General features: G+C 67.6%; 14 protein-coding genes. 6 read left to right on the forward strand and 8 right to left on the reverse strand.

Annotated elements, in window-relative coordinates:
• Nucleotides 1–14: 14 nt before the first annotated feature.
• The 6 genes from A6B37_RS21195 to A6B37_RS21220 are packed head-to-tail and all read right to left on the reverse strand — an operon-like array spanning nucleotide 15 to nucleotide 5,685.
• Nucleotides 15–1,178 carry an acyl-CoA dehydrogenase family protein gene (locus A6B37_RS21195; RefSeq protein WP_111826840.1) on the reverse strand — a complete coding sequence of 388 codons (1,164 nt, stop codon included), beginning with the start codon at nucleotides 1,176–1,178 and terminating at the stop codon, nucleotides 15–17.
• Entirely contained in the window at nucleotides 1,175–2,158 is a 984-nt protein-coding gene (locus tag A6B37_RS21200; protein ID WP_111826841.1) for a branched-chain amino acid ABC transporter permease, read from the reverse strand. The genes A6B37_RS21195 and A6B37_RS21200 overlap by 4 nt, the downstream gene beginning before the upstream one ends.
• On the reverse strand, nucleotides 2,158–3,030 hold the full coding sequence (locus A6B37_RS21205) for a branched-chain amino acid ABC transporter permease (RefSeq protein ID WP_102775281.1): 873 nt from the start codon (nucleotides 3,028–3,030) through the stop codon (nucleotides 2,158–2,160). Before A6B37_RS21205 ends, A6B37_RS21200 begins: the two co-directional genes overlap by 1 nt.
• Nucleotides 3,027–3,767: an ABC transporter ATP-binding protein gene (locus A6B37_RS21210; protein WP_102775280.1), complete on the reverse strand. Its 741-nt coding sequence runs from the start codon at nucleotides 3,765–3,767 to the stop codon at nucleotides 3,027–3,029. The genes A6B37_RS21205 and A6B37_RS21210 overlap by 4 nt, the downstream gene beginning before the upstream one ends.
• Nucleotides 3,764–4,537: an ATP-binding cassette domain-containing protein gene (locus A6B37_RS21215; protein ID WP_111826842.1), complete on the reverse strand. Its 774-nt coding sequence runs from the start codon at nucleotides 4,535–4,537 to the stop codon at nucleotides 3,764–3,766. The genes A6B37_RS21210 and A6B37_RS21215 overlap by 4 nt, the downstream gene beginning before the upstream one ends.
• The gene (locus A6B37_RS21220) at nucleotides 4,534–5,685 is read right to left on the reverse strand and encodes an ABC transporter substrate-binding protein (protein WP_102775278.1); all 1,152 of its coding nucleotides are present in this window, start codon (nucleotides 5,683–5,685) and stop codon (nucleotides 4,534–4,536) included. Before A6B37_RS21220 ends, A6B37_RS21215 begins: the two co-directional genes overlap by 4 nt.
• Nucleotides 5,686–5,986: 301 nt before the next feature.
• On the opposite strand from A6B37_RS21220, the gene A6B37_RS21225 reads away from it, so the two are divergent.
• Genes A6B37_RS21225 through A6B37_RS21250 form a run of 6 tightly spaced genes read left to right on the forward strand, consistent with a single transcriptional unit; the run spans nucleotide 5,987 to nucleotide 11,022 of the window.
• Nucleotides 5,987–6,748, forward strand: a complete 762-nt coding sequence (locus tag A6B37_RS21225) for an SDR family NAD(P)-dependent oxidoreductase (RefSeq protein ID WP_102775277.1) — start codon at nucleotides 5,987–5,989, stop codon at nucleotides 6,746–6,748.
• Nucleotides 6,749–6,766: 18 nt separating this feature from the next.
• The gene (locus A6B37_RS21230) at nucleotides 6,767–7,534 is read left to right on the forward strand and encodes a crotonase/enoyl-CoA hydratase family protein (RefSeq protein WP_102775276.1); all 768 of its coding nucleotides are present in this window, start codon (nucleotides 6,767–6,769) and stop codon (nucleotides 7,532–7,534) included.
• Between the two features lie 3 nt (nucleotides 7,535–7,537).
• On the forward strand, nucleotides 7,538–7,921 hold the full coding sequence (locus A6B37_RS21235) for an OB-fold domain-containing protein (protein ID WP_111826843.1): 384 nt from the start codon (nucleotides 7,538–7,540) through the stop codon (nucleotides 7,919–7,921).
• Nucleotides 7,918–9,069, forward strand: coding sequence for a thiolase (locus A6B37_RS21240; RefSeq protein ID WP_111826844.1), 1,152 nt, complete (start codon nucleotides 7,918–7,920; stop codon nucleotides 9,067–9,069). The genes A6B37_RS21235 and A6B37_RS21240 overlap by 4 nt, the downstream gene beginning before the upstream one ends.
• A 7-nt stretch (nucleotides 9,070–9,076) precedes the next feature.
• Entirely contained in the window at nucleotides 9,077–9,946 is an 870-nt protein-coding gene (locus A6B37_RS21245) for a MaoC/PaaZ C-terminal domain-containing protein (protein WP_111826845.1), read from the forward strand.
• On the forward strand, nucleotides 9,943–11,022 hold the full coding sequence (locus A6B37_RS21250; RefSeq protein ID WP_111826846.1) for an NAD-dependent epimerase/dehydratase family protein: 1,080 nt from the start codon (nucleotides 9,943–9,945) through the stop codon (nucleotides 11,020–11,022). The genes A6B37_RS21245 and A6B37_RS21250 overlap by 4 nt, the downstream gene beginning before the upstream one ends.
• 33 nt (nucleotides 11,023–11,055) lie before the next feature.
• On the opposite strand, the gene A6B37_RS21255 is transcribed toward A6B37_RS21250, so the two are convergent.
• Complete coding sequence (locus tag A6B37_RS21255) at nucleotides 11,056–12,027, reverse strand: tripartite tricarboxylate transporter substrate binding protein (RefSeq protein ID WP_102775271.1); 972 nt, start codon at nucleotides 12,025–12,027, stop codon at nucleotides 11,056–11,058.
• A gap of 51 nt (nucleotides 12,028–12,078) precedes the next feature.
• Nucleotides 12,079–13,095: a cyclase family protein gene (locus tag A6B37_RS21260; RefSeq protein ID WP_111826847.1), complete on the reverse strand. Its 1,017-nt coding sequence runs from the start codon at nucleotides 13,093–13,095 to the stop codon at nucleotides 12,079–12,081.
• Between the last annotated feature and the right edge of the window lie 140 nt (nucleotides 13,096–13,235).

Genomic DNA, 13,235 nt, shown 5'->3' on the forward strand with positions numbered 1-13,235 from the left:
GTGTCGGATTCGGGTCAATTAGTCAGCTCTTCCGCCTCCTTGCGAACCGCTCGCGACAGCACCAGCCGCTGGATTTCGGAAGAACCCTCGTAGATTTCAAGTATGCGCTGGTCGCGGTACAGCCGCTCTGCCACCGTTGGCTTGCAGTAGCCCAGCCCGCCCCAGATCTGGACGGTATTGTCCACCACCCGGTGCGAAACCTCCGAAGCGAACAGTTTGGTCATCGCGCCCAGGTTGGACACGTCTTCCCCCCGGTCATAGGCTTGCGCAGCCTGGTAGAGCATCATGCGGGCGGCGGAGATCTCGGTCGCCATGTCGGCCAGGCGAAAGCCGATGGCCTGGTTTTCGCCGATGGGCTGGCCAAAGGTCCGCCGCTCGACCGCGCGGGCGGCCGCCTCGCGGTAGCCGGCGAGCGCCACGCCCAGCGACTGGGCGGCAACCATGATGCGGCCGACGTTCAGCGTCTGGAGCGCCAGGCGCAGCGCGCGGTTGAGTTCGCCCACCCGGGCGCTTTCCGGCACCACGAGATCGAGCTTGAGGTTCGAAGTCTGGGTGCCGCGGATGCCCATCTTGTCCGACAGTTCGTCGATGACGGCGCCCTCCTGCTCCTTGTCGACCATGAAGGCGCTGATCCCGCGCCCGCCGGCCGCGGGATCGGTCTTGGCGAACACGACGTAGTAGCGCGAGGCGCCGCCATTGCCGATCCAGTATTTCTCGCCGCGCAGCCGCCAGCCGTCGCCTTCGCGCACGGCCGTGGCTTCGATGGCTGCGGCGTCTGAGCCCGCGATCCGCTCGGAAAGGGCGAAGCTGGTGGCGCGGCCCTCGGCCATTTCGCGCAGGTAGAAGGACTTTTGCTCGTCCGTGCCGGCCAGCAGCAGCGGGAAGGCGCCCAGCTGGTAGGCGCACATGATGGCCGCCGTCGACGCGCAGTGCGTGCCCAGCGCCTCCACCGCCGCCACCGTGGTGACGAGGTCGGCGCCCTGCCCGCCCCATTGGGTGGGCAGGAACAGGCCCGCGAACTTGTGCTCGACCAGCGCCGAGATGGTCTCCCAGGGGTAGCGCTGCTCGCGGTCCAGCTCGGGCGCCAGCGGCGCGAAGCGTTCGGCGCCCAATCGATGGGCCAGGGTTTGCCAGCGGGTGGCGGTATCGTCCAGCGTCGGATTCCAGATCACGGTCACTTCGAGTTCTCCAGTGTGGTCGCCATGGCTCGGGGCTGCTTGCGACGCGTCGTCAGCAGGCCCATGAGCCCTTGCGGGAAAAAGGCCAGAACAAGGATCAGCAGGCTGCCGAGCACGATCTTGTCGACATAGCCGCCGAATGAAAAAAACTTCTCCTGGATCAGCACCAGCGCCGTGGCGAGCAGCGGTCCGAGCAGCTGGCGGCGGCCGACAAGCACGACCGCGGTCAGCATCAGGATGAGGAAATAGGTCTCCAGGATGTCGGCGCTCACGTAGGCGCGCTGGTAGGCATAGAGCCAGCCCGCGCAGGCCGTGATCGGCGCGGAGAACAGGAATACCTGCAGGCGTACCCTGAGAGGATCGATGCCGTTCATGGTGGCCAGGCGCGGATTCAGGTGCACCATGAGCGCGGCCTGTCCCAGGCGGGAATGGCGAAAGCGGTCCACCAGATAGAGCGTGACCGCCAGCAGCGCGAACGCATAGGGCCAGAGCGCCTCGTCATTGCCCGCGGTCAGCGGCCAGGGGCCGATCGACAGATCCAGCGTCGGCAGGCCGCGGATGCCGTCCGAGCCTCCCAGGAATGCCCAGTTCGCGGCCAAGGTCACCGCCACCACCGAGACGGCGTACGTCACCAGCGAAAAGACGAATTCGCGCAGGCGCAGCGTGACCAGGCCGACAAGGGCGGCCAGGCCGAGCGCCACTGCGATGGACGCGGCCAGCGTCAGCCAGGCGCCCGCTCCGGTGCGGGTGGCGAGCAAGGCCGTCACATACGCGCCCGCGGCGAAGAAGACGGTGTGGCCGAGGCTGACCTCGCCCAGGTCGGAGACGATGACGTCCAGGCCATAGGCCATGACGGCCATGATCGCGATCAGCACGGCGGCGCTATAAAGGGCCTGGCTGCCGCCCAGCCAGGCGGGCAGGAAGAACACGACGGCGGCGCCCGGCAGCAGCGCGAGGCGGGAGACGGATAACGTGGCCATCAATGGACTCCTTTCATGGCGCCGGCGCTCAGGCCACCGGGGCGTAGCACCAGGACCGCGATCAGCACGGCGAACGCGGCGGCCGTCGCATAGGCGGGCGAGATCAACGCGCTGAACAGCGCGGTGAAAACGCCGAGCGCGACCCCGGCGACATAGCTGCCGGTCACGCTCCCGATGCCTCCCAGCACCACCACCACGAAGGTGATGATCACCTCCTCGAAACCCATGGAGGTCAGGATGGGAGTGCGCGGCGCCACCAGGCCGGCCGCCAGCGCGACCGCCGCGCCTTCGAACGCGAACACGCCGTAATAGACCCGGCGCACGTTGATGCCCGCCAGCTGTGCGAGCTTGGGATCCTCGGCCACCATGCGGACCAGGCGGCCTGCGCGGCTGCCATCGAGCGCGCGCTTGAGCAGCAGGAACAGCAGGATGGCGGCCGCCACGATGGCCGCGTCCTGCCACGTCAGCCACAGCTCGCCGAATTCGATATCGTGCCGGGACCATGCGGTGTCCAGGATCTGGCCGGTCGATCCGAAAGCCAGCGACGCGGCCCCGTGCATCACGTAGCCGAAGCCCAGCGTCATGATCATGATCGACACCAGGTTCTGTTCGAAGGTGGCGCGCAGCATGATGCGCTGCATGAAAAGTCCGATCAGCGCGCCGGCGGCCATGGCCAGCGGCAAGGCCAGCAGATACGGCAGGCCGGCGGTGGTGGTGGCCCACCAGGTGACGAAGGCGCCCAGCATGTACATCTGGCCGTGGCCGAAGTTGACCAGCCGGGCCACGCCCAGCAACAGGGTCCAGCCGATGGCGATGAGGGCATAGGCATGGCCGAGGACCAGGCCATTGATCAGTTGTTGTAGCAGGCTCATGCCGTATGTGCTCCCAGATAGGCCTGCGCGATGCGCGGGTCCGCGCCGACTTCGGCGGCGGGCCCCTGCAGCACGAGCCTGCCGCGCTCGAGCAGCAGCAGGCGGTCGACCACCTGCAAGGCGGCGCGCACGTTCTGTTCGACCAGCAGGACGGCCAGGCCGGCGCTGGCCAGGGCGCGCAGGCTTTGCAGCACCTGCGTCACCAGCATGGGCGCCAGTCCGATGGAAGGTTCATCCAGCAACAACGCGCGCGGCCCCATCATGAGCGATCGGCCGATGCCCAGCATCTGCCGTTCGCCTCCCGACAGCTGTCCGCCGAGATGGTGGCGGCGCTCTTGCAAGCGCGGAAAAAGCGCATAGACGTCGTCGCGGCGGTAGTAGCGGCGCCCCGGCTCCTCCACCGGCGCGACGGCGGGAGTGAGATTCTCCTGGACGGTCATCTGCGAAAACACCAGCCGCGATTCCGGCACCAGCAGCAGGCCGGCGCGCACGCGCTCGTGCGTCGGCAGCCGGCCTACCGGCCTGCCCGACAGCGAGACCTCGCCGCTCACGGCGGGACGGCCGCGCGACCAGCCCAGCATCGCGTTGATGAGCGTCGATTTGCCCGCGCCATTGGCGCCGATAACGCCGACGATCTCGCCGGCACGGATATCCAGCTGGTCGAGCTGGAGCACCCGGTTGCCGGCGTACGAGACTTCCAGCCGGCGCGCGCTCAATACAGGGGTTGAGGAAGTCATTGCTCGCCTCCGAGGTAGGCCTGCAGCACGCGCGGGTCGCGCTGGATCTCTGCCGGCGTCCCGCAGGCCAGCGGCCGGCCCAGGTTGAGCACGCAGATCCGGTCGGCGACCGACATGATCAGATCCATGTGATGTTCGATGACCACCAGGGCCACGCCCTCGGCCTTGAGCGAATGCAGCAAGGCGGTCAGCGCGGTCATGTCGGTGCCGCCCAGCCCGGCCGCCGGTTCGTCCAGCAGCAGCACCTCGGCGCCCGCGCCGTAGGCGAGCGCGATCGACAGCATGCGCTGCATGCCGTACGAGATCTCGTGGGGCCGCAGGCCATGGCTTTCCCGCGGCAGGCCGAACCGCTCCAGGCAATCGCCGGCCTGCTCGCGCAGCGCCTGCGCGTGGCGGCCCGCCGCCAGCGGACGCAAGATGCTGGTTCCGAGGCTGGCCGTGCCGCCAAGCGCCGCCACCATGTTGTCGCGCACCGTCAGCTGGTCGAAGAAGGCGTTCTGCTGAAACGCCCGCTTGATGCCCAGACGCGCCAGGCCGTGCGCCGGCACGCGGCTGATATCGCGTCCATGCAGATAAACGCTGCCACGCCGGGGAATCAGCGCCGACACCGCGTCGTAGCAGGAGCTCTTGCCGGCGCCGTTGGGGCCGATGATGCCCAGCAGCTCGCCCCGGCTGACTTCCCAGCTGACGTCCTCCAGGGCGACCAGGGCGCCGTAGCACACGCCCAGGCCCTGCACGCGCAAGGCGGCGGTCATGGCCGGCGATGTCATGGCTTGACCACGATCTTGCGGTTCTTGACCGTGAACAGGTAGTAGTGCGACTGCAGCTGGCCATTGGGGTCGAAGGTGATGTCGCCCATGAGCGTGCCCTTGAAGCTGCCGCCGCGGATGCGTTTGGCCACAGGCTCGCGGTCCAGCGTCTTGAGCTCGTTGGCCGCCAGGGCCCATACCTGCAGCGAGGTCGCGCCCAGCGCCATGAACTTGTCGGGCGTGAGCTTGAACATTTGCTGGGTCTTCGTTACGAACCGCTTGTTGGCGGGATTCGACGCGAAGGGCTCCACGTCGGGAAAATAGATGTCGGCGCCGATCAGGCCGTCCGACGCATCGCCGGCCACGTTGATGACGCTGGGCGCCACGGTGCCCACCGCGCTCACAAGCTGGCCCGGCAGCCGCGATTGACGGGCCTGGCGGATGATGGCGGGCATGCCCAGCCCTTCGTTCGCGTTGATGGCGACGGTAACGTCCGGCTTGGCCGCGCGCACGTTGGTCATGGCCACCCGGAAATCGGCCTGCGTGAAAGGAAATTTCTCCTCGGCCACTTTCTCGTAGGGGTGGCCGAGCGCCTTCAGGGCTTTTTCGATGGATTCCTGCGCGCCATTGCCATAGGCATCGTTCTCGGTCAGAAAAGCGACGCGCTTGGCGCCCGCCGTCCTGGCGATGTAATCGGCAATGATCGCTCCGTCCTGGGCGTTGGAGCTGTTCAGCCGGATGGCCAGGGGATTGCCTTCGCCGGAGAGTATCGGGTCCGCCTTGGATATCGCGGTGATGTCCAGGACGCCGGCGCGGGCGATCACCGGCTGCATCGCCAGCGTCACGGGGCTGTTCCAGCCCTCGATGATGACCGACACCCCCGCGCTGACCAGTTCCGTGGCTCGCGACACGCCGACGGCCGGCGTGGATTCGTCGTCGCGCGACACGATCTCGATCGGACGGCCGAGCACGCCGCCGTCTTCGTTGATCACCGCCGCCATGGCCTGGATGGCCTGCGTGACGTGCTGGCCCTGCGGACCCGCGCCGCCCGATAACGGGAAGATGACTCCCACCTTGATGGGCGCCGGAGCGGCTCCGGCAGGAACCGCCATCGTGGCTGCCAGCGCCAGCGGGAGCGCCATCTGCAACAACTGTTGTAACCGCTTCATGCCTGTCTCCTCGTCTTGTATCGCCGGTCTGCGCCGGCGCTGCGGCGGCCGAGGCCGCCCGTGCTGCGTGAAGGGGGACTGCGTGGTGCAACGGTCGACGGCGACTGTTTTCCGGGCTGCGCCTGGTTGGAATCGCGTCTCGACGCAAACATACCATTCGGTATCTTTAAAGGTCAATCTCCGCCTTTTAATTTATTCATAGGCATTTTCCCTAGTAAAAATATCGACTTAACTTCTTCGTTGAAAAGATACCGTATGGTATGTATTATGGGTTCTCCCTTTTTGGCAAGGAGTCGATGGCATGAAGACAGAAGGCAGTAGCGCGCTCGTGACGGGCGGCGCGTCCGGGCTAGGCCTGGCAACGGCGCGGCGCCTTGCCGCCCAGGGTGTAAAGGTGGTGATCGCGGACCTGCCGGGGTCCGACGGCGAGCGCGTGGCCGGCGAGATCGGAGCGCGGTTCGCGCCCGCCGACGTCACCGTCGAAGCGGACGTGCAGGCGGCCTGCGAACTGGCGGCCACGCTCGGCCCCTTGCGTGTGCTGGTGCACTGCGCGGGCCGGGGTGGACCGGTGCGGCTGGTCGACAAAGAGGGAAATCCAGGATCGCTGGAGACCTATACGGACATCGTCCGCATCAACCTGATCGGAACATTCAACACGCTGCGGATCGCGGCCGCGCACATGGCCCGCAATGCGCCGGACGCCGAAGGCGAGCGCGGCGTCTGCATCCTGACGGCGTCGGTGGCGGCCTATGAAGGCCAGATCGGCCAGATCGGCTACGCCTCGTCCAAGGCCGGGGTCGTGGGGATGACCATCGTGGCGGCCCGCGACCTGGCCAGCAAGGCCATTCGCGTGTGCACGATCGCGCCCGGCATCTTCGACACCCCCATGCTGGCCCGCGTATCCGAAGACGCCCGCAAGACCCTTTCCGCATCGGTGCCTCATCCGGCGCGCCTGGGGACGCCGGCGGAATATGCGCTGCTGGCCGAACACATCATTGCCAATCCCATGCTCAACGGCGAAACCATCCGTCTGGACGGTGCCCTGCGCATGGCCCCGCGTTGACACGAACAGGAGACCGCCATGGAGCAGGACGAAGTATTGCTGGAAAGCAGCGAAGGCATATTGACGATCACCATCAACCGGCCCCAGGCCCGCAACGCCGTGACGCTGGCCGTGGCGCGCGCGATCGCGGCGGCCGTGGACGAACTGGATGCCCGCGACGATCTGCGCATCGGTATCCTGACGGGCGCCGGCGGATCGTTCTGCGCCGGGATGGACCTGAAAGGTTTCCTGCGCGGCGAGCGTCCCAGCATCGAGGGTCGCGGATTCGGCGGCCTGACCATGCGTCCGCCGAAAAAGCCGCTCATCGCCGCCGTAGAAGGCTACGCGCTGGCGGGCGGTTTCGAGCTGGTGCTGGCCTGCGATCTGGTGGTTGCCGCCGAAAATGCCCAGTTCGGCGTGCCCGAGGTCAAACGCGGCCTGGCCGCCACCGCGGGCGGCCTCGTGCGCCTGCCACGGCAACTGCCTTATCGGGTGGCCCTGGAACTGGCGCTCACCGGCGACATGTTCCCCGCAACGCGGGCGTTGGGCTATGGCCTGATCAATCAGGTCAGCGCCCCTGGCGAAGCGCTCCAGCGCGCCCGCGAGCTGGCGCGCCGCATCGTGGCCAACGGGCCCTTGGCGGTGGCGGCAAGCAAGCGCGTCATCGTGGAGTCGCAGGGCTGGCCGGCGGATGAAATCTGGCAACGCCAGACCGAACTGACCGAGCACGTCTTCACCTCGGCCGACGCGCGCGAAGGTTCGGCAGCGTTCGCCGAGAAGCGCGCCCCCATCTGGCAAGGGAGGTAGGACATGGCAAGCGACGCGCGTTTCGATGGGCCGGGGCCTGACGCCCATCATCAGGCGGGCCTGCTGGAAGGCCGGATTCTGTTGCAGCACTGCGACGACTGCGCCAGCGTGCGGTTTCCGCCTGCCCTGGTGTGCCGGGCTTGCGGCAGTCCGCGATTGACGTGGCGGGAATCGCCCGGACTGGGCGTGGTGTATTCGACGACGACCGTACGCGACCGCGCCGGCGATTACAACGTGGCGCTGGTCGAAGTGGAAGGCGGTGCCCGCATGATGACGCGCATCGAAGGCGCTTCCTCGCCCGCGATCGGCCTGCCTGTCCGCGCCCGCATCGTTTCCGGCGATGAAGGCGCCTACGTCGTGTTCGACGCCGCAGGAGAACGCCCATGAGCGCCCGCCTGCGTGGCCGTTGCGCGATCGCGGGGATCGGCAACACCCGACGCTGGAATTCCCCCGATCGTTCGCCCTTCGACCAACTGCAGGAAGCGGCGGTCCTGGCGCTGGAGGATTGCGGACTGGGACCGCGCGACGTCGACGGCCTTTACTGCGCCATGTCCACGTCCGGGCTGCCCGTGCTCAACGTGGCCGAGCGCCTGGGCATCCGCCCGCGCCAGGCCGACGGCACCATGGTGGGCGGCGCATCGTTCCTGTTCCACCTCCAATCGGCCATGGCCGCGCTGGAGACAGGCCTTTGCGACGTGGCATTGATCTGCTACGGCTCGAATCAGCTGACGGCCGGCGGCAAGCTGGCCTCCATGCCCGATCCGCAGCCCTACGAAACGCCGTTCGCGCCGCGCTATCCGATTTCCAGCTATGCGCTCGCGGCCGCCCGGCACATGCACCAATACGGAACTACCCGCGAACAGCTGGCCGACGTGGCGGTGGCGGCCCGCCTGTGGGCGCAGCGCAATCCCGACGCCTACGCGCGCGGCGCGCTCACACGCGACGACGTGCTGGCCTCGCGCATGATCAGCGACCCGCTCAGCAAGGCGGACTGTTGCCTGGTAACCGACGGCGGCGCGGCCGTGGTGCTGGTCAGCGCGGAACGGGCGCGCGATCTGCGCCGGCCGCCCGTTTACGTACTGGGGACGGGCGTGGCGGTCAGCCACCGCCAGATCTCGGCGATGCCGGATCTGTCCACCACCTGCGCGGTCGAGTCCGGACAGCGTGCGTACGCCATGGCCGGGCTGTCGGCGCGCGATATCGACCACGTGATGCTCTATGACGCCTTCACCATCAATACCATTCTGTTCCTGGAGGACCTGGGCTTCTGCGCCAAGGGCGAAGGCGGAAGCTTCGTCGCCGGCGGCGCGATCGCGCCCGGGGGCAGGCTGGCGGTGAATACCAATGGCGGCGGCCTCTCCTGCAATCATCCCGGCATGTATGGCCTGTTCACCCTGCTGGAGTCGGTGCAGCAACTGCGCGGCGAGGCGGGCGAACGGCAAGTGCCGGATGCCCGCGTCTCGCTGGCGCATGCCAACGGCGGCGTGCTGTCCAGCCAGGCCACGGCCATCCTCGGCACCGCCGACACCTTGTGAGGCCCGTATGCCCATCGATCCAGAAGCGCTGCTGGCCGCGCGCATTCCCGACTCCGTTCAGCAGTACGGCTGGCGCGACTGCGTGCTCTATGCGCTCGCGCTCGGCGCCGGCATGCATCCGGCCGACGAGGCGGATCTCGCCTTCGTCGACGAAACCCGCCTGAAGGTCCAGCCCACCCTGGTCAATGTGCTGGCCGATCCCGGCTTCTGGCTGCGCGACCTGCCGCTGGGCCTGGATTGGCGGCGCACGGTGCATGGCGAGCAGTCCATCCGGCTGCACCGGCCGCTCGCTGCCCAGGGGCGGGTCCGGAGCGCGACGCGCATCGTCGACCTGGCCGACAAGGGGCCAGGCAAAGGCGCCTTGCTGTACGCCGAGCGCGATCTGTTCGACATGGAGGATGGCGCGTTGGTGGCCACCATGCAGCAGACCGTGTTCTGCCGCGGCGATGGCGGCTTCGGCGGCGCGCCATCGGTGCGCCCGGCGCCTGCGCCCTTGCCCGAGCGCGAGCCCGATCAGCGCACCGAATGCCCGACCTCGCCGCAGGCAGCGCTCATCTACCGCCTTTCGGCCGACCTGAACCCGCTGCACATCGATCCCGCGGCCGCGCGCGCGGCTGGATTCGACCGTCCCATCCTGCACGGCATGGCAAGTTTCGGCGTGGCCGGGCATGGCCTGGTGCGCCTGTGCTGCGGCGGCGCGCCGGAACGGTTACGCGCCATGAGCGGCCGGTTTCGCGCGCCGGTCTATCCCGGCGAGACGCTGCGGCTGGACGTGTGGCAGGACGAACCCGGGCGGGTGCGCTTTTGCGCCGTGGTGGCCGAACGCGACGCGATAGCCATCGATAACGGCGCATTGGAATTCGGAGCAGGCCAATGACAGCGAGAAAAGTGCTGGTGGTGGGCGCCCTCGGGGTGGTGGGCCGTGCCGTCATGGAGCATATGGGGGGCAGGCCGGGCATACAGTGCGCGGGGCTGTCGCGCCGCACGGCCGACTTCGCGCCGGCAGCGACCTGGATTTCGGCGGACCTCCGGGACGCCGACGCGACGCGGCGGGCCCTGGCCGGCCACCGCGACACGACCCACCTGGTCTACGCCGCCCTGAATGAGCAGGCCGACCTGCTCAAAGGCTGGCGGGACCCGGACAATGTCGCCCTCAACACGCGGATGCTGGCCAACACGCTGTCGGCGCTGGACGGCGCGCCCCTCGCGCACGTAACCTTGTTGCAGGGGACCAAGGCATACGGCGTGCACAACGGCCAGATGAGGCACGTTCCGGCGCGCGAGCAGGACGCCGTGCGCGACCACGCGAACTTCTATTTCGACCAGCAGGACCTGGTGGCCGAACTGGCGCGGCGGCGGGGATTCGGCTGGACGATCTTCCGCCCCCAGATCGTGCTTGGGGTTGCCCTGGGCAGCGCCATGAATCCGGTCGCCACGCTGGGAGCGTACGCGGCGCTGTTGCGCGAGGCCGGGCAGCCGCTGGCCTACCCGGGACATCCGGAACTGCTGACGGAGTGTACTGACGCGCGCCTGATCGCCCGGGCGGTCGAATGGGCCTGGGACGCGCCGCAGGCCTCGGGCGAAGCGTTCAATATCGCCAATGGCGACGTGATCGTCTGGCGCCAGCTGTTCGAACGCCTGGCGGAGTTCTTCGACATGCCGCTGGGAGAGCCGGTGCGCACCCGCATGCGCGAAGCCATGCCGGGCGAAGCCCGGGCGTGGCGCGGGATCGCGCGGCGCGAACGGCTGCGGGTGGAGGAACTTTCGGACCTTATCGGGCTGTCGTGGCAGTACGCCGATGCGACATGGTCGGCGCAACATCCGCTGCCGCTGCCCCCGCTCGTATCGACCATCAAGCTGCGCCAGGCGGGTTTCGGCGACTGCATCGATAGCGAGGAGGCGGTGCTCGATCATCTGCGCGCAATGCAGGCGCTGGGTTATCTGCCGCGCTGAACGGGGCGCCGCCGGGGCGCCCCGTCCCTGCGCCTACTGCACGGGCGGGATATTCAGTTTCTCGATGAGATCGCCCCAACGCCGGCTTTCGCGCAGGGTGATCTCCCGCAGCTCTTCCGGACTGCTGCTGCGCGGCTGATTGCCGATCTGCTGCATGGTCTTGACGAATTGCGGCGATGCCGTGATCTTGCGCAATGCGCCGTTCAGCTTTTCCACCACCGCGGGCGGCGTGCCGGCCGGCGCAAACACCGCGTACCAGGTTTCCCCGACGATCTCCGGATAGCCCAGTTCGGCGAACGTGGGCACGTCGGGCAACAACGGCTGGCGCTGCGGACTCAACACGGCGAGCGCCCGATACTGCCCCGCCCGCACATTCGGCACCGCGCTGGTGAGCGCCTCCACGTTGGAATCGACCACGCCGCCGATCATGTCCACGGTCGCCGGGGCGGCGCCCTTGTAGTGCACCTGGGTCACCTCCACGCCCATGCCGGTTGCGGCCAGCTCGCCCAGCAGGTGCACCATGCTGCCCAGCCCATTGGTGGCATTGTTGATCTTGCCGGGATGGGCCTTGGCGTAGGCGGCGTAATCGGCCACGGTCCGGGCCGGAAAGTCCTTCTTCACCACGAAGGCGAACGGCACCGTTGCAACGGCCGAGACCGGCGCGAAGTCGTCCAGCGTGTACGACATCTGCGTCATCAGGTGCGGCGTGACGGTGAAGGTGCTGCCGGACGACAGCAGCAAGGTGTAGCCGTCCTTGGGCGCGCGGGCCACGAAGGTGGCGCCGATCATGCTGGACGCGCCGGCCTTGTTGTTCACGACGAACGTTCCGCCCAGTTCCTCGCCCAGCTGCATGGCGAGCTGCCGGCCCACCACATCGCTGGTGCCCCCGGGCGGGAAAGGGATGACGAGCGTTACCGGTTTGTCGGGATAACCCGGGGCGGCGTGCGCCAGCGGCGCGAGGCTGGCCAGGACCGCGAGGGTCCAGGCCGGAATGCGAGCGAGCATTGCGGTCTCCGAATAAAAGCAATTGAAAGCCGGGCATTCCGCCCGGCGGAGTCAGACGGTGGCGACTGGCGTGACGGGCGAACCCACCGCGCCGGGCAGGCGCAGGGGCGGCGCGGTCAACAGGAAAGTGCTGCGCCCATGCTCGCGCAGCCATTGCGCCAGCTCGGCGAAGTACCAGAGCTCACCCAGATGCAGCCCCAGCTTGAACAGGCAGTGCGCATGCAAGGGCAGGCCCGGGTAGTGCTCGCCCTTGCCCGGCGTGGCCGGATACGCCTCTACCGCAAAGTTGTCGGCGCAGATCGCCACGATGCCGGAATCGGTAATCCATTGCAGCAACCGCTCATCCCGGCCGTCGAGCACGGCGCAGGAGCGCGCCAGGACTTCCCCGTCGGGCTGCTTGTTCATTTCGAGGACCAGGTCGGCGAAACCCGTATAAAGACAAAGAAAGTCGCCCGGCAACACCGTGACGCCCTCCAGGGCCGCCATGAGCTCGTCATAGCCGACCAGGGCGCGCTCGCGCCCGTAGCGGCGTTCCAGATCGACCATCACCCCCCGCCCCTGCACGCCGGCGGTCGCCATGCGCTCGATGCCGATGGCCTTGGCCCCCAGGCCGCTCTTGGCGTCGTCCGGGCCGACCACCTCCAGGCCGCCCCGGTAGCCGTTGTAATAGACCTTTTCGGGAAGGCCGTCGCCATTGGCGTCGAACATCTGCCCGACATGGCCCAGTCCGTCCCATTGGGTCGAGTACTGCAGGAACATCAGCACCGCATCGTCGGAGACGACGTCGTTGAAGCAGGGACAGACCTGCGACAGGCGGTAGTTGTAGTTATAGCCATCGCCGCGCCTGTCGTAAGAGAACTGCGGTTCGCGGCGATGCTGGAACAAGGTGTTCCCGCCGGGATAGTCGAGCGGCAGACTGAGGCAGAAGGCCAAGCCTTCCTGAACCTCGCGAAATGCGCGCAAGCGGGTTTGCGGGGTCAGCAGATTCATGCGGCCGATTTGGTCGTCGGGGCCGAAATCGCCCCAATTCGACCCCTCCGGACGCTGCTTCCAACGTGGGGTATCCATATTTCCAGACATCCTTGCCATGGGTTGGTGAGCCGGTGAGTGAACCCTACGCGCGCCTGTCTCCTGCGTGGTCACTTTCTGGATAGAACATACTATGCAGTATCTATATAAGTCAATGCGAGGGCATACCCTAGTAAATT

This window comes from Achromobacter sp. HZ01 (assembly GCF_003267925.1).
Lineage (GTDB): Bacteria > Pseudomonadota > Gammaproteobacteria > Burkholderiales > Burkholderiaceae_B > Achromobacter > Achromobacter pulmonis_A.